The organism is uncultured Acidovorax sp., from assembly GCF_964021665.1.
GTDB lineage: Bacteria > Pseudomonadota > Gammaproteobacteria > Burkholderiales > Burkholderiaceae_C > Acidovorax > Acidovorax temperans.
On the sequence record NZ_CAXIAK010000028.1, the window covers coordinates 1 to 23,794 of the forward strand.

The 23,794-nt window shown below is 58.8% G+C and carries 22 protein-coding genes and 2 tRNA genes; 11 read left to right on the top strand and 13 right to left on the bottom strand.

Annotated elements, in window-relative coordinates; genetic code table 11:
* Positions 1-1,680 (bottom strand): Orn/Lys/Arg decarboxylase N-terminal domain-containing protein (locus AADJ04_RS08200; RefSeq protein WP_341239314.1); only part of this gene is annotated, 1,680 nt, incomplete at its 3' end.
* 157 nt (positions 1,681-1,837) lie between these two features.
* Here AADJ04_RS08200 and AADJ04_RS08205 point away from each other — a divergent pair.
* From AADJ04_RS08205 to AADJ04_RS08215, 3 genes are all read left to right on the top strand, one after another.
* Positions 1,838-2,263, top strand: coding sequence for an NfeD family protein (locus tag AADJ04_RS08205; protein WP_198847595.1), 426 nt, complete (start codon positions 1,838-1,840; stop codon positions 2,261-2,263).
* A 41-nt stretch (positions 2,264-2,304) separates the two neighbouring features.
* Positions 2,305-3,222, top strand: coding sequence for a stomatin-like protein (locus tag AADJ04_RS08210; RefSeq protein ID WP_341239315.1), 918 nt, complete (start codon positions 2,305-2,307; stop codon positions 3,220-3,222).
* Positions 3,223-3,344: 122 nt separating this feature from the next.
* A tRNA-Ser gene (locus AADJ04_RS08215) sits at positions 3,345-3,429 on the top strand.
* Between the two features lie 279 nt (positions 3,430-3,708).
* On the opposite strand, the gene AADJ04_RS08220 is transcribed toward AADJ04_RS08215, so the two are convergent.
* Both AADJ04_RS08220 and AADJ04_RS08225 read right to left on the bottom strand, forming a co-directional pair.
* Entirely contained in the window at positions 3,709-4,632 is a 924-nt protein-coding gene (locus AADJ04_RS08220; protein WP_341239316.1) for a ribose-phosphate diphosphokinase, read from the bottom strand.
* Between the two features lie 2 nt (positions 4,633-4,634).
* Positions 4,635-6,230, bottom strand: a complete 1,596-nt coding sequence (locus tag AADJ04_RS08225; RefSeq protein ID WP_341239317.1) for a thymidine phosphorylase family protein — start codon at positions 6,228-6,230, stop codon at positions 4,635-4,637.
* Between the two features lie 115 nt (positions 6,231-6,345).
* Between AADJ04_RS08225 and AADJ04_RS08230 the strand changes: the two genes are divergently transcribed.
* The 3 genes from AADJ04_RS08230 (at position 6,346) to AADJ04_RS08240 (ending at position 7,811) form a co-directional block, all read left to right on the top strand.
* Positions 6,346-6,435: transfer RNA gene (locus AADJ04_RS08230), tRNA-Ser, on the top strand.
* A 389-nt stretch (positions 6,436-6,824) separates the two neighbouring features.
* Positions 6,825-7,322, top strand: a complete 498-nt coding sequence (locus AADJ04_RS08235; RefSeq protein WP_207375691.1) for a hypothetical protein — start codon at positions 6,825-6,827, stop codon at positions 7,320-7,322.
* A gap of 3 nt (positions 7,323-7,325) precedes the next feature.
* Positions 7,326-7,811, top strand: a complete 486-nt coding sequence (locus AADJ04_RS08240; RefSeq protein ID WP_341239318.1) for a hypothetical protein — start codon at positions 7,326-7,328, stop codon at positions 7,809-7,811.
* Here the strand turns inward: AADJ04_RS08240 and AADJ04_RS08245 are convergent.
* Positions 7,808-8,098: a helix-turn-helix transcriptional regulator gene (locus tag AADJ04_RS08245; protein ID WP_207375689.1), complete on the bottom strand. Its 291-nt coding sequence runs from the start codon at positions 8,096-8,098 to the stop codon at positions 7,808-7,810. The two genes, AADJ04_RS08240 and AADJ04_RS08245, sit on opposite strands and share 4 nt — an antisense overlap.
* A 107-nt stretch (positions 8,099-8,205) precedes the next feature.
* Here AADJ04_RS08245 and AADJ04_RS08250 point away from each other — a divergent pair, with 107 nt between their 5' ends.
* The 5 genes from AADJ04_RS08250 to AADJ04_RS08270 all read left to right on the top strand — a co-directional run bounded on the left by AADJ04_RS08250 (position 8,206) and on the right by AADJ04_RS08270 (position 11,856).
* Positions 8,206-9,189: a hypothetical protein gene (locus AADJ04_RS08250; RefSeq protein WP_341239319.1), complete on the top strand. Its 984-nt coding sequence runs from the start codon at positions 8,206-8,208 to the stop codon at positions 9,187-9,189.
* Complete coding sequence (locus AADJ04_RS08255) at positions 9,186-9,965, top strand: alpha/beta hydrolase (protein WP_341239320.1); 780 nt, start codon at positions 9,186-9,188, stop codon at positions 9,963-9,965. The genes AADJ04_RS08250 and AADJ04_RS08255 overlap by 4 nt, the downstream gene beginning before the upstream one ends.
* A gap of 263 nt (positions 9,966-10,228) precedes the next feature.
* Positions 10,229-10,588, top strand: a complete 360-nt coding sequence (locus tag AADJ04_RS08260) for a type I restriction endonuclease subunit M (RefSeq protein ID WP_341239321.1) — start codon at positions 10,229-10,231, stop codon at positions 10,586-10,588.
* A gap of 40 nt (positions 10,589-10,628) precedes the next feature.
* Positions 10,629-10,943, top strand: coding sequence for a hypothetical protein (locus tag AADJ04_RS08265; protein WP_341239322.1), 315 nt, complete (start codon positions 10,629-10,631; stop codon positions 10,941-10,943).
* A complete protein-coding gene (locus AADJ04_RS08270) occupies positions 10,936-11,856 on the top strand; it encodes a tyrosine-type recombinase/integrase (RefSeq protein ID WP_341239323.1) in 921 nt (306 codons plus the stop codon). Before AADJ04_RS08265 ends, AADJ04_RS08270 begins: the two co-directional genes overlap by 8 nt.
* A 141-nt stretch (positions 11,857-11,997) precedes the next feature.
* On the opposite strand, the gene AADJ04_RS08275 is transcribed toward AADJ04_RS08270, so the two are convergent.
* The 9 genes from AADJ04_RS08275 to AADJ04_RS08315 form a co-directional block, all read right to left on the bottom strand.
* A complete protein-coding gene (locus AADJ04_RS08275; protein ID WP_341239324.1) occupies positions 11,998-12,963 on the bottom strand; it encodes a PD-(D/E)XK motif protein in 966 nt (321 codons plus the stop codon).
* Complete coding sequence (locus AADJ04_RS08280) at positions 12,960-15,218, bottom strand: Z1 domain-containing protein (RefSeq protein WP_341239325.1); 2,259 nt, start codon at positions 15,216-15,218, stop codon at positions 12,960-12,962. The genes AADJ04_RS08275 and AADJ04_RS08280 overlap by 4 nt, the downstream gene beginning before the upstream one ends.
* The gene (locus tag AADJ04_RS08285; protein ID WP_341239326.1) at positions 15,215-16,786 is read right to left on the bottom strand and encodes an ATP-binding protein; all 1,572 of its coding nucleotides are present in this window, start codon (positions 16,784-16,786) and stop codon (positions 15,215-15,217) included. The genes AADJ04_RS08280 and AADJ04_RS08285 overlap by 4 nt, the downstream gene beginning before the upstream one ends.
* Complete coding sequence (dcm, locus tag AADJ04_RS08290; protein ID WP_341239327.1) at positions 16,780-18,135, bottom strand: DNA (cytosine-5-)-methyltransferase; 1,356 nt, start codon at positions 18,133-18,135, stop codon at positions 16,780-16,782. The genes AADJ04_RS08285 and dcm overlap by 7 nt, the downstream gene beginning before the upstream one ends.
* A 591-nt stretch (positions 18,136-18,726) precedes the next feature.
* Positions 18,727-19,446, bottom strand: coding sequence for a glyoxalase superfamily protein (locus AADJ04_RS08295; RefSeq protein WP_341239328.1), 720 nt, complete (start codon positions 19,444-19,446; stop codon positions 18,727-18,729).
* 424 nt (positions 19,447-19,870) lie between these two features.
* On the bottom strand, positions 19,871-20,098 hold the full coding sequence (locus AADJ04_RS08300) for an AbrB/MazE/SpoVT family DNA-binding domain-containing protein (RefSeq protein WP_196995831.1): 228 nt from the start codon (positions 20,096-20,098) through the stop codon (positions 19,871-19,873).
* Between the two features lie 86 nt (positions 20,099-20,184).
* Positions 20,185-21,453: a phage/plasmid replication protein gene (locus tag AADJ04_RS08305; RefSeq protein WP_135149878.1), complete on the bottom strand. Its 1,269-nt coding sequence runs from the start codon at positions 21,451-21,453 to the stop codon at positions 20,185-20,187.
* Positions 21,454-21,663: 210 nt separating this feature from the next.
* Positions 21,664-23,145, bottom strand: coding sequence for a hypothetical protein (locus AADJ04_RS08310; protein WP_341239329.1), 1,482 nt, complete (start codon positions 23,143-23,145; stop codon positions 21,664-21,666).
* 14 nt (positions 23,146-23,159) lie between these two features.
* The gene (locus AADJ04_RS08315) at positions 23,160-23,729 is read right to left on the bottom strand and encodes an AlpA family phage regulatory protein (protein ID WP_341239330.1); all 570 of its coding nucleotides are present in this window, start codon (positions 23,727-23,729) and stop codon (positions 23,160-23,162) included.
* Positions 23,730-23,794: the final 65 nt, after the last annotated feature.

Here is a 23,794-nt window from a genome sequence, read left to right on the forward strand (position 1 = left end):
GATGGAGGCAGGGATGCCCGTCTTGTCGAACTTGCCATCCAGGCTCAGGCCAGGCGTGACGATGGTGGACTTGATCGGGTCCAGCATGTTGAAGCCGTCGGCCAGTTGGCCAAAGCCGTGCCACTTGCTGCCCTTCTTGCCCTTGGCATCGCTGCGGATGATCCAGTCCTCCGCACGGCCCATGCCTTCGTCCACGAGCTTTTCAGGGCCCCAGACCTTGAACCACCAGTCGTTCTTGCCGAAGTCTTCTTCCACCTGGCGCATGGCGCGGCGGAAGTCGAGGGCTTCCAGAATGCTTTCTTCCACCAGCGCGGTGCCACCCGGCGGCTCCATCATGGCGGCAGCCACGTCGCAGCTGGCAATGATGCTGTACTGCGGGCTGGTGGAGGTGTGCATCAGGTAGGCCTCGTTGAACAAGGGCCGGTCGAGCTTCACCGTTTGCGAGTCCTGCACCAGCACATGCGATGCCTGGCTGATACCCGCCAGCAGCTTGTGGATGGACTGCGTGGCGTACACCACCGAGTGCTTGGGGCGCGCGCGCTTCTTGCCCATGGCGTGGTAGCTGCCATAGAACGGGTGGAAGGCCGCGTGGGGCAGCCAGGCCTCGTCAAAGTGCAGGTTGTCCACGTAACCATCGAGCATGCCCTTGATGGTTTCGGTGTTGTAGAGCACGCCGTCGTAGGTGGATTGCGTGAGCGTCAGCACGCGCGGCTTGACCTTCTTGGCATCCACACCCTTGAGCAACGGGTTGGCCTTGATCTTGGCCTGGATGGCTGCGGGCTCGAACTCGCTTTGCGGGATGGGCCCGATGATGCCAAAGTGGTTGCGCGTGGGCTTCAGGAACACGGGGATGGCCCCGGTCATGATGATGCTGTGCAGGATGGACTTGTGGCAGTTGCGGTCCACCACCACCACATCACCGGGCGCCACGGTGTGGTGCCACACCATCTTGTTCGATGTGGACGTGCCGTTGGTCACGAAGAAGCAGTGGTCGGCATTGAAGATGCGCGCCGCATTCCGTTCAGATTCGCCAATGGCACCGTTGTGGTCCAGCAGCTGGCCCAATTCTTCCACCGCGTTGCACACGTCGGCGCGCAGCATGTTCTCGCCGTAAAACTGGTGGTACATCTGGCCCACCGGGCTCTTCAAGAACGCCACGCCGCCCGAGTGACCGGGGCAGTGCCAGCTGTAAGAGCCGTCTTCGGCGTAGTCCAGCAGCGCCTTGAAGAACGGCGGCTGCACGCTTTCAAGGTAGCTCTTGGCCTCACGGATGATGTGCTTGGCCACGAATTCGGGGGTGTCCTCGAACATGTGGATGAAGCCGTGCAGCTCGCGCAGGATGTCGTTGGGCAGGTGGCGGCTGGTCTTGGTTTCGCCGTGCACATAAATGGGCACTTCGGAGTTCTTGCGACGCACTTCACCGATGAAGTGGCGCAGGTTCAGCACGATGGGGTCCAGTTCATCGCCGCCCGTAAATTCCTCGTCGTCAATCGACAAGATGAACGCGCTGGCACGGCTTTGCTGCTGCGCAAACTGCGACAGGTCACCATAACTGGTCACCCCCACCACCTCAAAGCCCTCGGCCTCGATGGCCTGCGCCAAAGCGCGGATGCCGAGACCCGAAGTGTTCTCGGAACGATAGTCCTCATCGATGATGATGATGGGAAAGCGAAACTTCATGCGCAGCCTCCGTGAAACCGTGCCCTGCCCGGCCAAAAAACAAAATAGGCGCGAAGTGTACGGAATAACGGTGTCCTGCCTTTGAAGCTCCATCCTTTTGACCCAGAATGTGGTGCACTAAACACATCACACAGGCGCATCTGCGCAAGGAGGCTCCATGGAGGAATCCACCATCTGGTGGTTGCTGGCGGGAGGGCTGGTGGTAGCAGAACTGCTCACCGGCACTTTTTATCTGCTCATGCTGGCCGTGGGCGTGGGTGCGGCGGGCATTGCAGCCCATTTGGGCGCATCGACCACCGTGCAGATCCTCACGGCGGCCCTGGTCGGCGGTGGTTCGGTGGTGGGCTGGCATGCCCTGCGGCGCAAACGCCCCGGCGATCCATCTGCCAGGGCCGACCGCAGCGTGAACCTGGACGTGGGCGAAACCGTCATGATCGAGAGCTGGAATGCGGACGGCACCAGCTCGGTCAAATACCGGGGTGCCAACTGGGTGGCCATCCACCGGCAAGGCGTGCAGCCATCGACCGGCCCACACCGCGTTGCCGAGCTGGTGGGCAACCGTCTGCTGGTAGATCCGCTCTAGTCACCCCTTTGTTTTTCACATCGCAACCGAAAGGCGCATCCATGGAAATTGCCATCGTCATCCTGATCATCGCGGTCATCTTCATCGCCCGCTCCGTCAAGGTCGTTCCACAACAAAACGCCTGGGTCAAAGAACGTCTGGGCAAATACGCTGGCACCCTCACCCCTGGCCTCAACTTTCTGGTGCCTTTTGTGGACCGCGTGGCCTATCGGCACAGCCTCAAGGAAATTCCGCTCGACGTGCCCAGCCAAATTTGCATCACCAAAGACAACACACAGTTGCAGGTGGACGGCATCCTGTACTTTCAGGTCACAGACCCCATGCGCGCCAGTTACGGCTCCAGCAACTACATCATGGCGGTGACCCAGCTGGCGCAAACCTCGCTGCGTTCAGTGATCGGCAAGCTGGAGCTGGACAAGACCTTTGAAGAACGCGACATCATCAACGCCCAGGTGGTGCAGGCCATTGACGAAGCCGCCTTGAACTGGGGCGTGAAGGTGCTGCGTTATGAAATCAAGGACTTGACGCCACCGAAGGAAATCCTGCACGCCATGCAGCAGCAAATCACGGCCGAGCGTGAAAAGCGAGCCTTGATTGCCGCATCCGAAGGCCGCCGCCAGGAGCAAATCAACATCGCCACCGGCGAGCGCGAGGCCTTCATCGCCCGCTCTGAAGGTGAAAAGCAGGCCGCCATCAACAAGGCCCAGGGCGAAGCCGAATCCATCAAGGCTGTGGCCGAGGCCACCGCACAGGCCATTGAACGCGTGGCTGCGGCCATCCGCCAGCCAGGGGGAGAGCAAGCCGTACAGCTCAAAGTGGCAGAAAAAGCCGTGGATGCCTACAGCCAGGTAGCCGCCGACGCAGCCACCACCCTTATCGTGCCGAGCAACATGACCGAAGTGTCCGCCCTGATCGGATCGGCCATGAAGATGGTGCAGACGACACAACGCGCTTCCTGAGCGCAGCATATGCGCAAAGAAATTCTGCGGGATGCGCCATCCGCTCCAACAGCAATGTTGTTGCAGCGGGCTGCGGAGATGCGGAGATGCGGAGATGCGGAGATGCGGAGATGCGGAGATGCGGAGATGCGGATGAGCGGTTTAAGTCGCACGCCTGGAAAGCGTGTGTGGGCTAATCCCCAGCGCGGGTTCGAATCCCGCCCTCCACTTCAAGCATTCATGACTCACGGGCCCTTGTGGCCCGTTTTGCATTTCCACCTCTCAGCCCACCTGTTGGTTGCGTCTACCACCCTTGGCCGCTGTGCGAGCAATTTTTCCTCCCTTGAAAGCTACACGCCAACGTACGCATTGCCACGGTCCTTTGCAAGCCTCTCGAACGCGTGGCTGCGGGTGCAGCAACGGGCGGGCTGAGTCGCTTGAAGCCAAATATGGCACCAGCCCTTGCTGAGCAAGCGCCAGCAGCTATTAAAAAAGGAGTTCCCCAGCTCACTCCAGCGCGGCAGCCACCTGCGCCAGGGCCTCGGCCAGGGCCGGAGCCATGGCTACGGCATTGCTGGCATGGGCCCCGCAATCGGTGCTCCAGAAGCAGCCCACGCCCGCCTCGTGCAGCGCGGCAAGCCCGTCGGGCGGGATGAGGGCATGGGTCACCGCCACATCGACCGAGGCGGCGCCCGCCTGCAGCAGCAGGCACGTCGCCTGCGCCAGGGTATGGCCAGTGCTGGCCATATCGTCGAGCAGCACCACGGCCCGGCCCCGCACGTCCAGCGGCGGCAGAGCGATGGTGACGCTGCGGTCGCCATGGCGCTCTTTGGTGCACACGGCATGCTGCAGCCCGTGGCGCTGGGCGGCCTGGGCCACCCACTGGGCCGATTCGCCATCAGGGCCCACCAGCAGCGCGCCGGGGCGCTGCTGCACGATCCAGTCGGCCAGCAACGGTGCACCGCTGACCACCACGGCCTGGGCCGCGGGCACGGCCTCGGGCAGCGTGGCAACGCGATGCAGGTGCGGATCAACGGTGACTACAGCATCAAACAGGCTGGCCAGGAACGGACCAACGATGCGCTGGCTCACGGCTTCGCCGGGATGGAAGGCGATGTCCTGGCGCATATAGGCCAAGTACGGCGCCACCAGCGTGAGGTGGCGCACGCCCAGGCCACGCGCAGCGCGGGCGGCCAGCAGCAGTTCGACCAGCTTGTCGTTGGGCTGGTAGAGGCTGCGCAGCAGCACGGCGCGCGCGGGCAATTGGCCCGCCCCGTCCACCGGCAAAGTCAGTTTGAGTTCGCCATCCGGAAAACGATGGCGCTGCACGGGCCGCAGGTCCAGGCCGCTGGCGGCGGCCAGGCGCTCGGCAGCGGGGCGTTCATCGTCGAAGTACAGCACACAGGCTTGGGCTGCGGGCAATCCGGTCATGTTCAAAACTCCACAAAAACGCGCGGCACCTCGTCGGCGGTGCCCACGCGATAGCCGCTGCCGTGCGCGCAGGCCTGGCGGGCAAATTCCAAATCGGCCGGGAAGTCGGCATGCACGCGGTACAGCGGCTGGCCGCTGACCACGGCATCGCCCAGCTTGCACAGCAAATCGACGCCCGCGCCCTGCACCTTGGGCGCGCCAGCCAGGCGGGCGATGCGGGCGATCTGCTGGTTGTCAATGCCTGCCACCACACCGTCAGCCGGGGCGCAAACTTCAAAATGCAGCGCACCCAGACACGGGTGGTTGTGGTCAAACGCCTTGCCGCCCTGGGCGGCAATGATGGCCTGCATGCGCGACAAGGCGCGGCCGGAGTCAAGGATGTCGCGTGCGATGGCATAGCCGTCGCCGCCGCGCACCTCTGGGTCGCACTCGATCAGGCGGCCTGCCAGGCGCAGGGATTTCTGGCGCAGATCATTGGGCGCGCGCGGATCGTTTTCCAGCACGCGCATCACGTCGCGCGCTTCCAGCACCGGGCCAATGCCGTTTCCGATGGGCTGACGTCCGTCGGTAATGACCACGTCGAGCGACAGGCCCAGGCGCTGCGCCACGTACTCAAACAGGCGGCGCAAGCGCTGCGCTTCAGGCATGGAGCGCACTTTGGCCGTGGGGCCGATAGGGATGTCGAGCACCAGGTGGGTAGAGCCTGCGGCGATCTTCTTCGACAGGATGGACGCCACCATCTGCCCCGGCGAGTCGATGGACAGCGGGCGCTCGACAGAGATCAGCACATCGTCGGCGGGCGAGAGCTGCGCCGTGCCCCCCCAGGCCAAGCAGCCGCGGTGGTCGCGCACGATGCGCTGCAGGTCTTGCAGCGGCAGCTCGACATTGGCCAGCACCTCCATGGTGTCGGCTGTGCCCGCCGGCGATGTGATGGCGCGCGACGACGTCTTGGGGCACAGCATGCCGTGCGCCGCCACAATAGGCACGACCAGCATGGAGGTACGGTTGCCCGGGATACCGCCGATGCAGTGCTTGTCCACCACCAAGCCTTCGTGCCAATCGAGCCGCTGGCCCGTGGCCACCATGGCGTCGGAGAGGAAGAACACTTCTTCGCGGTCCAACTCGTCGCGGTTGCACGCGACAACGAAGGCCGTGAGCTCGATCTTGGAATAGCGGTGCTCGGCGATATCACGCACGATGGCACGCAGGTCCTCGCGCCGCAGGCGCTCCCCCGCGATCTTGCGGAACAGCGCCCCCATGGATTCGGGAGGCTCGGCCTGCGCTACCGCCACCTTGTAGCCAGCCTCCACACCCAAAAGGGCAAAGGCGTCTTCGGACAGCCCCAGCTCATCGCACGCAACGATGCCGAGGTCATCCACCACGTTCACCGTGGCCAGAATGCGCCGGCCATTGGCGCGCACCTCAATCTTGGACAACGCCTGGAAACCCTCCGCACGGTACACAGCACAGTCACGGTGCAGGTAAGCAACGTTCTCGCGCCAGGTGTCGATGGCCACACGGCGCACCGCCAAACGCGAGACGGGAGCACCGCCTTCAGAAGGCGCCTGTGAAAGAGTAGGAATGATGGAAGTGGTCATGCAAGCAGCCTACACCCAATCATTCCCAGGGCGACCCTCGACCGCAGCGCGTGCGCAAAGAAATTCTGTGGGCTGCGCCATCCGATCCAAAAGCAATGTTATAGTAGCGGGCTTCGGAGAGGTGGATGAGCGGTTTAAGTCGCACGCCTGGAAAGCGTGTGTGGGTTAATCCCCACCGCGGGTTCGAATCCCGCCCTCTCCGCCATACAAAGCTCGTAAGTGTTTGATTGCTAAGGGAATTTTAAATTTTAGCAGGCAGCACTTATCAAAGCAAATATCAAAAGCCGCAGCGAGCAATCGTTGCGGCTTTTGTCTTTTTGAGTGTGCTCCAAGCTCCATCACGCTGAGCCATCGCAGTCTGTGCAGGACTGCAAAGTTTTTCAGTGGTCGATCTGTGCATGAGCCCCGTGGTACGGTTAAAAAGCCGTCGCTCCAAGTCATTGCGTAGCGCACGGTATCCACTCGCACGGCAGCGCCCTCGTCATCAGGGCCGATTTGTCATCCCCCCTCGCTGATAGCCAAGTCTCTGACCGCCCCATGCCGCAGAGGCCGGCACTGCTGTGCGCTTTTCATTTCTGCACAGGAGCACACCACATGGCAACAACCCCTAACCCAACCTCATTCCAACCTACTTTTAGACGCGTCGCCCAGCAAGGTCGGCACGACGACATCTTTGCGGTGATTTCCATGCTGACCGGCAAGACCACGGATGCGATCTTCCGCCAGGCGGAGGGGTTAGGCTTGCCGAAGGTAGGCCCCTTTCATGCGTGGATCGATGGCGACATGATCGCCAAGCTGCTGGCAGGAGGCGGCCTCGTCGCAACGGTCTGGAAGGAATGCTCCAGCTACAAGGACTTGCCCGAGGTAGCCATCGTGATGGTGGATTACGACGCCGACTGGGAGGTGGGGCGTTGCGCGCTTTACCACCGGGGCACCTCCAGCGATGGAAAGACAGCGCAGCCCTACTTGGTTGACCCCTACCCGCATGCAGATAGCAAACTGCACCTGCGTGTAGGCACCGCCGAGTTGAGTGGACTGCCTCCGTCGTGGTTCATCGGTGTCACGCAGATGGCGAAGACCGCTGGGAAGTGACCCATGCGCGGGCCGTACCTTTTCCCCGCGCTGCGAGGCCAGACGGTCACGGCCCTGCGCGTATGCGATCCCTCTGCAAACCCTTCGGCAAAGCCTACACACTTCGGAGCCATCGCCCTGCAATGCGAGCGCCACGCGCTGCTGTGCTACTGCCCCGTGCGGTACTTGCTTTATCCCCACGGCAGTACCTTTGGCCGCTTCGACGGAGCCACGTCGGTCTTGCCCTTTCGGGCCAACCTGTGCGAAGTCGAAGAGTTGGAAGACTGGCTGCCGATCACTGCGGGCGCGCACTGGTCGCACCATGTTGACCCGGCGCTATTCCTTCAGGGCGAGGTACTTACCAACGCACCGCAATTGGTCAAGGCCGAAGAAGCCGCCGATTGGCAATTGGCAATCCGCTTCTTGGGCGGGAGACAATTTCGGCTGTCTCGGATCGCCAAGTGCAACCGCCTCCAGCTTGCTTCCGCCGAGGTCGATCTGGCTGCCTAACGCTTGCCCTTGCGCGTCGGCAGTTCCTGCATTAACTCGTCCGCAGGCAACCCCAGCCCCTGGGCCAGCCGCCAGATGTTGTATAGGCTCAGGTTACGCTCGCCGCGCTCCACTGCCCCTACATAGTTCGCGTGCAGGTCGGCCCGCTCAGCCAGCATTTCCAGCGTCAACTGTTTTTCTACCCGGAACTCCCGCAGCCGCTTTCCAAAGGCCGCCTGCACCCGGTCGCGCTCCTGCGCGAAGCGAGCTTCGAGCGGTTGCGGCTTGTTGACGAGTACCCGGGTCATGCCGGGCAGTCTGTTTTCTCACCCCTTATCAGTCCACAAACTATCCGTTTGTTTATGGCAAACTGGCAAATTAACCAAACGGATAGTGTTCATCTTGGATATTCAAAATGGCGACCGCTGATTTCATTCTTGGTACTACTTGTCGTAGCACTGCGCGTAAATCCCTTGGCGTGTGGATTGCCGCGTTGGCAACCACCGTGACCCTGGCCGGGTGCTCTTCCCAGCCGGAGACGGCCGACATTCAAAAGGACCTGACAGAAGCCTATGCCTGCCCCATCCTGGAACTGTCGGAGGTGAAGAAGGTCGATGGCGCCGCCAACGGCAAGTCCTACGACGTGACGTTCACCCACACGATGAGCATCAAGGGTGGCGCAGAGGCTGCGGCAAAGCTGTTCGCAGAATGGTCGCATCTGGCAGGCCAGCAACTGCCCGCCAAGATGGCACTGGAACAGGCCCAGGCCACGGGAAATGTCGCGGCCATCACCCAGGCCGAGCAACAGCTCAATGCGATGGACGCTCGGCTGGTTCAGATCATGCCCTGCGAGACGCTGGAAGCCGTGACTCGCTTGCAGGTCATGCGCGCCAAGGCCGATGAGGCCGTCAAGGCGGGGCAGAACGCAGCCCCTGTCTCAATCAAAGTCCGCGGCACGGGCCGTATGGGCAAGGCCGAGAGCGGGTGGCACTTTACGGGTATGCCTGCGTTCAACATGGTGGAAATCGTGACGGCACCAGCGACCTACCCACGCTTTGCCGTGCCAGCAGCGCCTGCCGCCACAACGAATCCCGTTCCCATGGAGGTGTCTGGACGTAGCGGAATGGCCTCAAGCGCGGAGGCCATCGCACCCACAGGCCCCAGCTTCGATTGCGCGAAGGCATCCACGTCCGTCGAAAAGATGATCTGTTCCAGCCCGGAATTGGCGGCGGCCGATGCCCGGACGGTAGCGGCGTACAAGGCAGCGTTGTCGGCGTCCAGTAATCCAGAGGGGATCAAGCAGCATCAGGCCCAGTGGCGGCGTGCCGTCCGCGATGTCTGTACGACGCCGGAATGCGTGACCACGGCGTACCAGCAGAGACTGGCGGAATTGAAATGATCCGCTGGCGCAGAATCCTTGCAGGGCTGGCGCTGGTTGCAGCGGCCATCACTGCCCAGGCCGAAGGCGCGTTATTCCGAGTGCCCACTCGTGAGGGCGTCACTACAACGCTGTTCTGGGAGGTAGCGCCCGACGCCAAGGCTACCGTGTTCCTGTTCCCCGGAGGCGGCGGTGGCTTCGGTAAGTTCGAGGACGGCAAAGTCACCGGGGGCAACTTCCTGGTGCGCTCCGCGCCGTACTTCCTGACCAATGGCTTCAATGTCGCGATCTTCGGACGGCCCAGCGACATGGAAGAGCTGGGTTGGACGGAGCGGACTGAACCCAAGCACATGACCGACGTTGCCAAGGTGCTGGAGTTCGTGAAACAAAAGAGCGACCTGCCCGTGTGGATCATTGGCACCAGTCGCGGTACTGTCTCCGCGACCGCGACGGCAATCAGCGTCCATGATCCAGCCATAGCCGGGCTGGTGCTGACGTCTAGCGTGGTTCGCTTCGCCACTCCAGGTGCTGTCCCGCGCCAGGACCTGAAGGCTATCAAGATTCCGGTACTGGTCTACCACCATGCCAAAGATGCCTGCAAGCACTGCCAAGCCAGCGAAACACCTTTCATCATCAAAGGACTGAGCAACGCTCCGATCAAAAAGCTGATGCTGGTTGATGGAGGTGCCAACCCCAGCGGCGATGTATGCGCAGGCCAGCACTGGCATGGATTCATCGGCATGGAGCGTGAAGCAGTAGATCAGATTGCGGGCTGGATCAAGGCTCCGGCGAATTGAGCGGCACCTCGCCGGTGCGGGGCAGCAAAGTTATCAATAGCTTGCCACCGACAACGGGGCCACAGCAAAATCAATTCACCGCCAGTTCATGGCAGTCATGACGGTAGCGATTCGGCCCTCCGTCATTCTCACTCTCCGGCGTGCGTCAGCACGTATCACCTCTTCCTTTCCCTTCTTTTTGACCAACTCCTCGGGTTATGCATAGCCCAGAGGGATGGTGGCTGCGTGCGCCGGAGTTTTTCCTTCTTTGCGGAGAACTCCAGATGCACGACTACCCTCTGATCTACAAACACCTGAAGGACATCGAACTGCGCCGACTCGTTGGCAAGCCCTTGTTCGGCCTGGGCCGACTGGTCGCCACGCCAGGGGCGCTGGAACTGCTCACTCAGGCGCAATGCCACCCGATGCGGTTGCTTCAGCGTCATCAATGCGGAGACTGGTCTGACCCCGATGGTTTGTGCTCAGCCGATAAGGCTGCTAACGACCAAGCCTTGCTGAGTGGAGGCCGATTGCTGTCGCTCTACATCGTGGACGGCATTCGACTCTACGTCATCACTGAAGCGGTGAGCGAGGCCAATGGCCAGCGGGATAACACTTGCATCCTGCTGCCCTCGGAGTACTGACATGCGGGCTTCAGAAACTCCACGGCCAAGCCGTAGCCTGATGGCACTTCTGCCCAAGCTGGTCGTCAATGACCAAGGGCAACCCGATTTCGATGCCAGCGACTCCACTGTACTGGTGAGCCTTGCGGAAGCTGCTGAGCTGCTCCAGCGCATCCTGCAACTGGGGATCTCCGCTGTTGGGCAGTTGCTGGCTCACGCCTCGGTGCAGGTGGAAGTCGGGGAGTTTGACCAAGATACGGTCGAGGCACTCGGGTGGTTACTGGCAGAACTGGGGGATGCAGCTGCGGCCTGCGTCGAACTGGCTGCTCCGTGCCGAAGGGCGACTGCAGATTTCACGGGGCGACGTCATGGGTAAGCGTACAACGACCTCAGTTCCCTCGGCCCAGGTCAACCGCTATACCCAGGCGGCGCTGGCCGACAACACGCACCGGAGCTACAAGGCCGATTTGGCGCACTTCCGTGCGCACGGGGGCACGATCCCAACGACGGCGGTAAAACTGGCCGAATACCTTGCTCACTTTGCAGACACTTTGGCCGTGGCCACCTTGCAGCACAGGCTGATCGCTATCCACCGGGCGCACCTGGAGGCTGGGCACACATCACCCGCCATGGACTTCCTGGTCAAGCGCACCATGCAGGGCATCCGGCGCACCAAAGGAACAGCCCAACGGCGCGTCAAGGCGCTGGTCAAGGACGACATCATCGAACTGGTGTTGACGGCGGAAAAGCAGAAACCAATGAAGGCGGCGCGCGATGCGGCGCTGATCCTGGTGGGCTTCGCAGGAGCCTTTCGGCGCTCGGAGTTGGTCAGCATTCGCAAGGAGGACATCACTGCTTTAGACCATGGCATCGAGATTCACATCCGGCGCACCAAGACCCAGCAGGAAAAAGGGCATACGGTGTTCATACCCTGTGCGAAGTCTTCGCGCTGCCCGGTCAAGGCGTTGGAGCAGTGGCTAAAACTCAGCGGGATAGAACAAGGGCCGGTGTTCAGGGCGATCAACCGGCATGACCAGATCGCCTGCGGAAAGGCGCTAACGCCGCAGTCGGTAGCTCTTGTACTCAAGGAGACGACAAGCCTCGCAAAGAATATAGAAGCCGCAAAATCCGTGGCAGGACATAGTTTGCGAGCGGGCTATTGCACGGAGGCGGCTAGCGTTGGGATTGCTACCCATACCATCATGGAGCAAACAGGACACCGGTCCAGTACGACGTTGGTAAAGTACATAAGGCCGATTGCGAGGAGCAAAACGCCGAGTTTGCTGTGAGTGGCAGGTCGAACCTTAGTCAAGGCACTCGTGCTCAGAGGCCCGAGTGACAGCAACCACAAACACCGACCGCGTAAAAAGTGTAGCCACTACTGACCGTTGTATCCCCGACATCGGTCAATCCTCTCGCTGACGGTGGTCTCAGCCGCCGAGAATTTTGGCTTTATCGATGGCCGACGTTGAGCACAGAACGTTGATGTTAGAGCGGAATCGAACTTCGGTCACGAAGGCAGCAACACTCGCAGAGACCTCTGGGGCTGGTACATCGGAGGCGCGGACGAAAACTAGCCCGTCCGATGCACTCTTCGCGTCGAAGCGATGTTCACCGTCAGCATCTCCTCCGAGTGTTTCGAGAACAAGCCGCCAAAGCTTGGCTTGTTGCGCTGCATCTAATCTCTCTGCAATAAGTCGCCCTAGGTCTAGCGCAGATAGGCCCGCTGAGGAGCGAGCCAGGGTGATGGACGCGACGAAATCGGTCTCACGGCCAGAACGGACCTGCTTGAGGGAGAAGTCATGCTCACGAGAGGGGCGCTCGGTTGCCTTCACCTCAATCCTCTTGTCGGGGAACGCAAAGTCGAAACCATCTGTCGCCCGTAAGTGCCACGCATCTACAAACTTCTCTGGCGAGACAGCTAAATGCATGAGCAGTAACTCCCCCCACAAGCCTGTTACCGACTGGTCAGCCGGCAGAGAAAGCTTGCGAAAGAGCTCCAGCAGCACATCTACCACTTCGTCTGTCGTTTGCGCAGAGAGCACACCGGGATGCGTACTGGCTGTTGCCGACATCAACTCCACAAAGTACTGGTGGAGGTGTAAGTCCGAAGGATCACAGATGAACTTGCAGAAGTTTCCCACCACCGTACTGCCGTCGTCTCCATTTGCAATCTCAAACCTTCGGTCGAACTGCACACCTACGTGCTTGAGACGAATATCAACTCTTGGGGATGCTCTGGTTTCGGTCGCGAGCAGCAGTGCGGGCTCTCCAAGGACGCCGCGGACAAGCAAATGTTGCTTGCTGGAGCCGCAAGGGATTGCTGTGACGGCGCTCGCGTCTTCTGTAGGCTTTAAGGCCTGAAAGCGTTCCCACAGAGAAGTAGTCTTCGTCATAACGCATCCTTCTGCAGCAGGAAGTTTTTTTCCAGCTTCTCTGGGATATGGACCGCGAACCACGGCACATCCGACTCCTCGGGCGCTTTTGTATCCGCGTTAAGCAGCGTGAAGTAGCGAAGATGAAGCGACACGCGTTCAGGTGCGACAAAGCTACGGTCACCGCCGTAGGTCAAAAGCGAGCGATCAACCTTTCCTGCGGGCGATTTGCCCTGAGCAATCTGGTTGATGACGTTGTCGGACTTCTTCTTGCTACGAGTCTGCGATACCCCATTGGCAATCAGGAACACATCCACATGTGTCTGCCCTTCATCTCGTAGACGCTCAAGCGCGACGATAGCGGCAGACTTTTCAAGTTCGTCACTTTGAAGCCCCATCTGCAGCTTTCTGAGGAGATCCCGAACCACCACATCCAACGGAACCGCTTCATATAAAAGGTTGGGTTCCGACTTGACCCGTTTGTCGATAAAAAGATCTGGATGTGCTTCCTGTGCTGGCTTCCCAGGAGGGTATGCCTTCAGTTGCCCCAGAAACTCCATGAAAACCTCACGATTTAACCTCACACACTGTGTGTCGATGTGGGCGGCGGCAGGCTCAATCCAGCCTGGAGCGAGGAACTCCTGGTGTGGAATTCCGATGACACCTTTGCGCGTCGGCTTCATGCTGCTGTCCAGGATGAATTGCCGTGCCCAAGCTTTGAGTTCGTAGCCCCGTTGGCCATTAAGGCTGTGGTGGATGTCCGCCTCATGTTCGACGTACTTTTCAAACGCCACACGAACATCTCCTTGAAGGTAGACGCGGCAGTAGCCTAGGTATCGCTGTTTATAGCCGTAGAAGCGAGCTCTTTGCTGCAGGCTATCCGCGTGCCCAGTCGCTAGTGGCCGAGGCATGTATGTGACGATCAGCCCCTCGACCGTGAAGCCCCGGTCGAGCTTCGCGCCACCAACTAAAATCCAGTATTCGCTCGCACTCCAGTTGATAGGTGCTGAGCCAGAGCCAGTGGAGTTGACCTCGCGAACCATGACGGTGCGCAGCACAACCCCTAACTGAGCAATCAACTCATCGAAAGAAGGCAGTTCACCGTTTGAGGTCCCTTCAAGATCCTGGTAGACCTCACGGAATCCATCAAAGAAGTCTTGCCTGAGTTGGTGGTCATCAGTCGAGACGATTGCGCGCCACGCATCGATGAGTTCGTCAATCCAATGAAGATAGTCGTTGTGTGGCCCTGTTTGCTGAGACGGGTGAACCATCATCGTTCTGTTGGCGCCTTCCCGTTTCACCTCCGATGCGCATGCGGCGAGGAGGTACATTCGTAGCGCATTCACCAATGTAGCTGGAGGCGCTGACGAGGTTGAAAGCTTGGCTGAAGCTTCCGAGTCGGGAATGGTCTTCGCATAGCCCCCCATCGGCTTGAACAGCGTCGCACCGCCGACGTAGCCAGCGCCAGGCGATACCAATTCGGCGAACTCCGGAGACAGGTGGTCGACGAGGTTGATGAGCAAGTTTGCCTGCGGGGTAGCCGTATATTGGACGTACGTGTGATGCGGGAACACCTGCTTCAGCGCGAGTACCTCGCGGTAATTCGCGCTCGTGCGGTTAGTGCCCTTTGCTTGGTTTGAGGCAGCAAACGTATTCAAACTCGCTTGGTCAGCCTCGTCATCAATCACGAGTGTTGGGATTTTCGCGAGTTCGACGCCTTTCAAGCAGTCACGAAGGTTTGCTATCCGTTTGGGATGCTTAAGGACAACCGCGACGCAAACTCGCTTCTTGTGCTGAGGGTAGGACGGGTCAGTCCAATTCTTAAGATGCTGCCGTAGCAGTGCAGCGTCAGAGGTGTTCTCGGAAGGCTGGTGCACCAGAAGCCAGGGACGGATGACTCCGCTCGCCGTCAGTTCTAGGTCCGATGTCAGTCGGTCAAGGGTCTGCTGCTTCAAGTTCTCTAGCGTGCCCGCGATTAGAACGACGAGCGCAAACCCGTTATCGTGCGCGAGTGCCGTCAGCGTCGTAAATGAAAGGGTCTTACCACTTTGCACGTATCCCACCACAAGGCCGGTGCGCTGTCCAGGAGGGCCTTTCGGGTCCACGCATCTGCCAAGGATTTGCTGAGCTTCGAAGACGACATTCTCAAGTGCGTTCTTGGGAATGCCAGTCTGAACGTGCTTGCGCTCAACAAAGCGTGAGGTTTCTGCGCCTTCCCGAGGCTCCCAAAGCAGCGGCGGCCTGACGTCTTTAAGTTCTCGCACTGTGATGGTCAATCTACTGCTCCCGAAAGTGACTCTCTCAGGAGTCTGTTAAACCAATGCATGGCAAGGGTGACGGGGTACCCCGCCCTCGCTGACTTCTCGGCCGCCAACGCCAAGCCAACGGCGAAACGTAGGAATAATTCCGCATTCTCATTCTTCGATCCAATGAACTGCTGCACGAACGGATGCGCCATCGAAACGTCGACGATGATGTCCCGTATAGGCATTCCCTCAAGCTGCCGGTTGTCACCTTTACCGATGCGAACCCATTCATTGAGCGCCGGGTCGACGGCGGCACGCACGGTCACGTTCCATTTCTGGCTGTCTACTAGCAAGCTGAACTTAGTCTCAGTGGCTATAAAGACGTCGGCTGGTGCCGTCCCGGTGGTAGCAGATAGGACCCCGGCGCCTGACCCTTTGATTGAGAGGGCATCACCCCCGAACTTGGTCAAGTCTGCAGCCATGGCAGTGCCTGCTCGGCTCAGCATTGGCTGCAATGCACTCTTGGAGGGGCGAGCGCGATAGTTGTCCGCTTGTTTCAGCAAATCCATTCCGTCGCGTAGGCTGTCTCGAAGCTTTTGAAGCAACTCTTCTTCGAGGTCATCCCAGCGAAATCCGTCTTTGGTGTGGCTGACCTCGAAACCTTCTACGTGGAGTTCCCCAAACAGACGCTGGTATCTGAAGCTGTTGGAGTTGCCGAAGATGTCTTGTGGACGATAGGTTTCGTCGTCACTACCCAAAATCAGTCGGTTCCTGCGGAACAATGCAAACCCTGCGTGAGTCGTCGACGCTTCTCGCCTAATTGCAGCGAAGCCGTGCACGCGGCGGTTGCCGCTCAGCGAAATTTCGATTTCCTTGTACCATCGAATCGGAAGAGAGGTTGGCGAGTTGTAGGGCGGTGCGACGAGTACGTCTGGCTCGTCGAACTTCATTGGCTCGCGCTCTTCATCGAAGTAGAGTTCAATCTCACCGCTGCGTAAGTAGATGCGATAGATGCTTGCGAGGTGGTCCCGCAGCTTCTTTTGCGTTCGTTTGACTGGGAACTTCTTGCCTAGGTTCTCAAGGCGCAAAACAGTGAAGTGAGCGTCCTTGCTTGCAGGCGTTTCGAGGACAGGAAGATGCTCTAGCCGACCGTCGATAATTTCATTTAGGTTGAACCGAATCAGACGTTCAACTGGCTCGTCTAGAGCCTTGCTCCGCACGTTCCAAGTGTGAGTGAACCAGCATGCAGCCGTCTTCATTCCCATGCCGAATTCCGATAGCCCCGTGCGGTCCGTGGGTATCTCGGCAGGACGAAAAGCACGGGGATAGTCGGCGCCTTTGATGCCTGCAGCGTTATCAGTGACTTCAATCAACTTGTTCTGCTGATCGAGCCACACCCGAACCGTCAACTTGTACCCAACTCCGTGAAGTGCACGCAACTCTTCACGATTGGACAGGTAGCTCTGAATGCTGTTGTCAACGAATTCAGCAACAGCGTACCAAGCTTTGTAGTTAAGGTGAGAGAGAACCGAAAGTATGGACGAATTGGGGCGAATCCCGACCGCCGCAACTTCTTGAACCTTAGTGCGATTCAGCATTCCTCGGGCACTCCAGCGAAGTCACTAGCTCGCGCTGGGGTTATGGCTTTCGGCAGCCCTTGCCGGAGGAGAGCCTTGGCTACCATCTCTACGACATCGGAGTTCACTGCGTTGCCAAGAGCTGCGAACGCCTTCGTCGGGCTATTCGGCAGCTTCTTTAGACCATCAAGGCTCTGAAGACGCGCGCACTCGTGGGGTGTCATATAACGCTTCTGCCAGCCAATGATTGGGATTTGCGTATCTGTCATTGCAATCAGACTGGGGGCTGTTGTGCGGCGTTTCACGCGCACGCCTGAAGCGCGAAATTGGATGACGTAGTCCCAGATGTTGCGCTCGCCGCCCTTGATGTTCCATTCGAACTTCTGCAAGCTCGAAGGGAACTTGAGTATCTTGGGCAGCCACGGGTCAATCCACGCCTTGTTGTGTTCGTAGAACTGACGGTTCTGGCGGATGAAGTCCTGTTTCCATTTCGGGAACCTCACTTGATGCGTGCGAGCGTGGCTAGGAAGCGCCGCCCATCGCTCTTCAAAGGTCTTCAGGTAACCAATCTTTACACCGTGGCTACCTTTGAAGCCTTTTAGGCCGTCGTATCCAAATTGTTCCTGCAGATCGTAAGGAGTCGTTTCTTCGTACGGATAGGTCGCCCCCCATTCCATAGACCACAGCGGGAATGACGGCAACTCCACACTAGCAGGAAGTGCCTTAAGGAACTCATCCCATACCTCCAGACACTCCCTCACTTGAGCCGATAGCGTCTTCGCGTTGGGTGGGTTATCGTCCAAGACTGTCCCTATATTGGTTTCAGCATCGCTCGTCTCAGGCCACTCGAACCTGTCGAGTGGTAGGCGGGAACCAACGATATAAAGGCGCTCCCGAATTTGCGGGATGCCAAAGTGATGCGGAGAGAACCGTTCCGCACGAATGTGATAACCCAATTCCTCACGCAGGACTTTCTGAATTTCATGCCACGTCCGCCCTTCATCATGCTTCAGCAGATTGGGTACGTTCTCAAGGATGAAGTAAGTAGGCTTCTTTTGCTTGAGGATGGCAGCGACGTTGAAGAAGAGGTTGCCTTGTTCTGTGCACTCGAAGCCGAGTTGCTCACCGGCCTTGGAGAATGGCTGGCAGGGAAAGCCCGCTGTCAGTACGTCGTGATCCGGGATGTCTTGCGGGTTTACCAGGGTGATATCACCCTCCGGACGCAGTCCGAAGTTCTCCTCGTACAGATCCCGTAGGTGCTCCTTCCATTCAGCGGCGAAAACACACTGACCGCCGAGACGGTCGAGTGCAAGGTGAAAGCCGCCAAGGCCAGCGAACAGGTCGACGAAGCGGAAGGTTTGCATCTTCATTTGGTCTGTGGTGGTTCTTCGTGTAATGAGCGCATTCAGATATCGCGCCACACTGCACTAACGAAGGGAATGTTGGTCGCGCGTCAGTTCCGCTTTTACGCAGCTGTGATTATGTACAGTAATTGATTTGCCTCTGTCAACTGTTGTTCCGCACTATGGAATTTGAGATTGGGGCGGTATATTGGGAGGCAGCGACGCACGGAAGGGAGTCACATCAGCCTCAGCCTCGCTTTCCTAGAAAGGTAGCGAAGAAGATACATTCGAGGACTCCTGGAATCATAGCCAAACATCGTTGCCTGAGTTAAGTGCGGATCAGTTACGACTGGCTGTAAGGCGATAGAGAGCGATTGCTGACCACCTGATAAGCACAAACCGGCATCGCTGCCTCTTGGGTGCTCACCGAGGTGCCAATGAGGGCCGACCGACAGAACGTGCAGCTTGCCAGCCTACCATTGTCGGCCGTGCGTGAGCCGAGTAGCGATAACACGCACTTGTCGATAGTTAGCGAATGGCTGTTGACTCGCGCACCGTAGCCAATTACGAGTCCAATCCTGTGTTGCTGAATCTCACCAACACAGGTGATTGATCTTGTCAGTTGTAGTTATTCAATACTTGATTTAGGACACGGAGACGATCCAAGTAGGCGGTCGCATCAACTCGGGAATGCCAAGGGGGACAACCGTCGTTGAAAAGATATCCATCGCTAGAGCCTTGGGCTGTGAAGTTACTGCGGAGATCGTTCGCGAAGTGAGCGTGAGGGTTTGGGAATTCCGCATAGTTCGCCCACTCCTTACTTACTTGCCCTACCGGCTTATAGCTGCGATTCACGAGGATGTGCGTGCCATCGTCAACAGAATGACAGGAATAGGGTAACCATGACCGCATCTCCCAGTAGGCAGGAGCTGCTGAGTAGAGCTTAAAGCGCGGGACTGTTAGCAGGCAGGTCACGTAGTCGATTGCGAACTCAACTGCATTCTGCGGAGATGTGAAGGCTGACGAAAGATCTTCTACTTGCTGCTGTGCGTAATCGGTCCTGGTGGGGTGACCCCAGCCGCGAGGCTCTGGCACCTTGAGCAGGGCCAAACGCATTATTTCCGGCGTGCGGATAAATCGGAACGGCGGACGCGCATTCTTCGCTTTGGGTGTACCGTGTGCATCGCTGTGCTTCGCAAGCAATGACCAATTGCGATAGCCATTGGCACTTGCTATTTGATCCAATGCTTGGCTATGAGAAATATTGGTGTCGCGATGTAGCCGTTTGGCTTCGCGCTTGAAACGTTCAACTTGGGCAATGGTAAATGAGGCCGTCATATTGGCTCCTTGGTTATGCCATGCGACATCAATGCGCCCACACAATGAGTCTGCATGGCAGAACAAGGCTGCCAACGAGGCCATTCCGCAATTGCTGCGGAACACGTTGCCGAAACGGCTTCGCCAGTGTGAGCGGGCTGGCCGACGTGCGACCAACTCCCATTCTATTGAAGCTGCTGATGTCTGTACAGCGGTAAGTGGGGGTGTCTGAATGCGGTACTCGGAAGTGAAATTGCAGAGGTGCCAACGAGGTACATAGCGTCACAGCTGCTAACGTTGCATCAGGATTACAAGCAAGCGGTGCCGGTACTCAGCAAAGTAGCCCGCACAAGCAAATGCCCAAGGTCACGCAGGGCGACGTTGACGGGTTGTCCGATGATCCACAGTCGGCCCCCGGGCTCGTCGAAGACGCGAAGCAACACCCTCACCATTGGTCACCCCAGCCGTCGCCAGCATCGGCCGCCTGCGGGGCGGGAGTTTCAGCAATGGCCTCTGCTGGGACACTGCCGTTCATCGACCGCACGCGAATATCCCCGTTATCCAGGACGCGCAAAGAGACGTAGCCCCCAGCGGCCAGCCCTGCCGTTTGCAGCAAAGATTTGGGCAACCGCAGGCCAACTGAGTTGCCCCAACGACATAGACGAACGGACATGGTGGACCTCCTTGTTGTTGATAGCCAATGACGATCAACAAATTGCGTGGAGGTCATCCAGTGCCGATTCAGCAGCGACTAAGCGATCAGAGTGCCAGCCGGTCAAGCTCTTCGTCGTACACGAAGTCCCCCGCGTCGGGCGTCCAGATTTGTGGTGGCTCGGGCGCAGCTTCGTCAGGCAGCAACAAGCGCGCGCCGTACTCCTCTTCGGCGCGACCGGGCCACCAGTAACGGCCACTCTCTATGCCCCAACGCGGCACCGGCACGACGTTCTCCGGTACCAGGAGTTCAGCCAGGTTCAGCGGCGGCAGCTTCTCGGGTCGGCGATGGGCCGCCATGTCAATGCCAATCGTGCCCCGAACTTCCTTGATGTACTTGGCAACAGTGGTGCGCCCGTAGTGACGCGAAAGGTCTTCACCGTTGAGCCAGAGCGTGTAGGCCCTCAACGCTCCTCGCTTCAGCCCCGTGCATTCATCCGGCGTCAGCAGCGGCTGGAACGAGTTGGCAATATTGAACGCCGCCAGATACTTGAAGTACAGCGCGGACACGTCCTGATTGCGCCAGTCGCGTACCTTGGCAAGCCCCTGTTCCTTGAGCAGGCGGCGAAACAACTTGATCTCGACGCGAAACGAGCGGCGGGAAGTGCGCAAAATGCGGGACTGGTAGTGCCCCGGCCTCTTCCACAGCTTGGACAGCAGAACATGCTTGTCATACGCCGTGACGGAACGGTACTCGGAGCGAGAATCACCGTTGTAGCCCAGACTGATGCAGGTTTCGTCGTCCCGGTGCTTGCCTTCGACGTTGTTGGCATCTATCGCGTCGATGGCCATGCGCTGCGAGCCTTCTGGAAACCAGAAGTTTGCGCAGAGGTGCACATGGCTGAGATCCACATCACCATAATGCCAGCGATGCCGTTCCTCGGCGCTGGGGCGCAGGTTGAACTTGTCGACCTGCTGCTCGAAGATCGCCGTCACGTAATCCTGCAGTGAGTTATGGCCGAAGAAGTTGTGCCCCTGAAGGATTTGCGGTGGGCAACAGTTGAACTCTAGCTTGTTGGCCATGGGGTTGCTGCGCCCCTCGATATCGCGTGAACGGATGTACACGTCATCCGGCGCGCGGCTGCGGTTGGGCTTGAATGCAGCCGATCCCACGGCAACAGGCTCGTCCTCATATAGCTTGTAGAACAGTTCCCCAATTGGCTTGTGATGCAGTCCGCCGAAGACGGCGATACGATCAAAGTGGGGGCTGCAAAGCGGGCGGTCCTGAGCCTCCGATGTGGAGGTGGGCGGTTTGAAGCTCTGTGCTACGAAGCTCTTTGATGGGATGATGGTATTGACGCGATGCTGGGGATTCATGGTGAAAGCAGTCCAGGGCGACTGGTTGATTGGTGAGCTGTCAAATTGCGAACAAATGTCGGCTCGTATAGCGACTGACTAGCTTTACAGGCGCTATACGGTCTCCTCACTCGTGCACCCCGCAACCGGCATCTCTCCAGCCAACAGCGCCCTCACCCGGATTGCAGAATTGCAAAATTGCAGGCCTGCAAAGCACGCATCTCCCCTTCTCTATTCAGAGTCGTTAGAGGAGGTTTGATGGCCCTCTCCCCCTTGCACCTGACTTTCAGATTGGGGCAACGGCGCACCCGACGATGTCAATTCAGAGTCCAAACTCTCATCCCCATTGCGATTGATGGGAGTTGTGCCAACGCCGCGGGTCGGGCGACGGCGCGAGGGCCTAGCTCCGAAAAAAGGCGGTGCGGAATTGGCAAGCCGCGCAGGACGTGGACGCTGAGTTGCCCTCGTCCGATGAGGTTGGTCATGCTCACGCGCAGTCAACTCGGACTCAATACTTTCATCGCATTTGAGGTTGATCGGCGCCATGCCAATGCCTCGTCCAGTTTGACGCCGCTGAAGCGGAGGAGCTTCTCTCTCAACCGGCAAAGGGGCATGCCCCGCATGGTCTACGGCCAGCGTCTGACCAGTGCGCGCGCCCCATTCCTCCTCCAACGCTGAAAGGCCACCATCATTTGCGACTGGATGTGCCTCAACAGGTACAGGCGACACCAACGACGTGCCCTCTTGGGCTTGAATTACAGCAACATCACGGCAGATCGTGGCCGCATGAACATCCAACAGAGCTGCGATTTCCTTCTGCTCCTTCTTGGCTGCCAGCAGGTTTGCAACCTTGATCCGTCGCTCCATGATGGCCACCTGCTTGCTGCTTTGCTGATTCTGCTCATCACGGAAGGTCCAACCCCATTCGAGTTTTCCACCCAAAGTGGTCGACCAGAACTGAATCCGGGTGGGGATCACATCAGCGGTGTCGTATGGGTCGAATTTCTTACGCACGAGATGAAAACCTCCGCCCACCTCGGCCGGCGCCGCCTCGTCATACATGAGACGAACGATGCAACTGGACTTGGTGACAAACTGAGCACCGATGCTCGTGCGAGGCAGAGCAGACTCGAAGATGGCCACGGCCACTCCTGCACTGTTGAGCTTTTTTGTCAGTACCGACAGACTGCTGTCCCGGTCCTTGACGTTCGGTGACAAGCAAGTAGCGAGATCAGTAATCACGATGAGCTTGCAGCCCTTGGGGATGGATGCGAGTAACGCTGCCTGCCCGGTAGACGTGTCAAGGTAAGTTGCTTCGTCTGCTTCTGCCTCTGCGTGATAAAAACGAAAGTTCCCCAGCGCGTCCTTGTTGGATACATCACTGCTTGCGCAGGCACAGGCCTTGTCGATGCGGTGCAGAGTTTTCATTGCCTGTTCAAGATCCTGTCTGGGCCCATAAATGGCCAGTACAGGAGATGCCTTGGGCGAAGTAAACGGCTCCACCGGCAAGCCCAGCGAGGTTCTGAACGCAAGCAGGTTTGCAAACGTCTGCACATCCACGTCAGGGTCAGCCAAGAACAAGATGGTCTCAGCTTCCGGAATCAGGTAAGGAATCAGGAATCGACGCTCACGAAGCTTCCATTTGGACGCTTCGGCCCAAGTGTGGGTGTTGTACATGGAGATCTGCTTCCATTCATTTTTCGGCGAGGTCATTTGTATTTCTTTCATCAAAGTTGCGATAGGCTGGGGACACGCTTAGCCGCTGTACTGCGGCGAGAAATGAGCTTTTCGCACCAGGCCAGAACCTCCGCTTCAACCCAACGGACTGCTGAGCGACGAGAAGGCCCCAAGCGCACAGGCTCGGGGAAGTCCGGCTGCGCGTAGATGAAAGATTTTTGGAATCCCACGATCGCCATGACCCGCTCGATTCCGATGAGTCGAATGGCGGGTGGATCCTCCGGTTCGCGTTCGATGGGAACGCCTACGGTGAGCAACGTCGAATAGCGTGGCGCCTTCTTCTTTGCCTTGCCGGTCAGATCTTTGATGTGCACAGCGACCTTGCCGGAGAAGCCAGGGCAACGCTGCGACTGCTTTTTGTCCAAGACAACATGCGTGCCATCGCGCCGCGTCCAGTGGTGCACCCACGGCCGTGCCGGATCTTGAACGATGTAGGCGTGTGCGTCCCGGGGGGCGGGCTTGAAGAAGCTTGCGTGCGACGCGCTGACCAGCACCGTGCAGGGCTGGCGCAACGCGCGCAAATAGGCTTGGAGGCGTTCTGCCTCGGGGGGATTTCTCACAGGGGACTCCTTGGGTGCGAAAGACGAAACTGCGAACAAGCATCGAAGCCTTGCCAGGCTTCCAT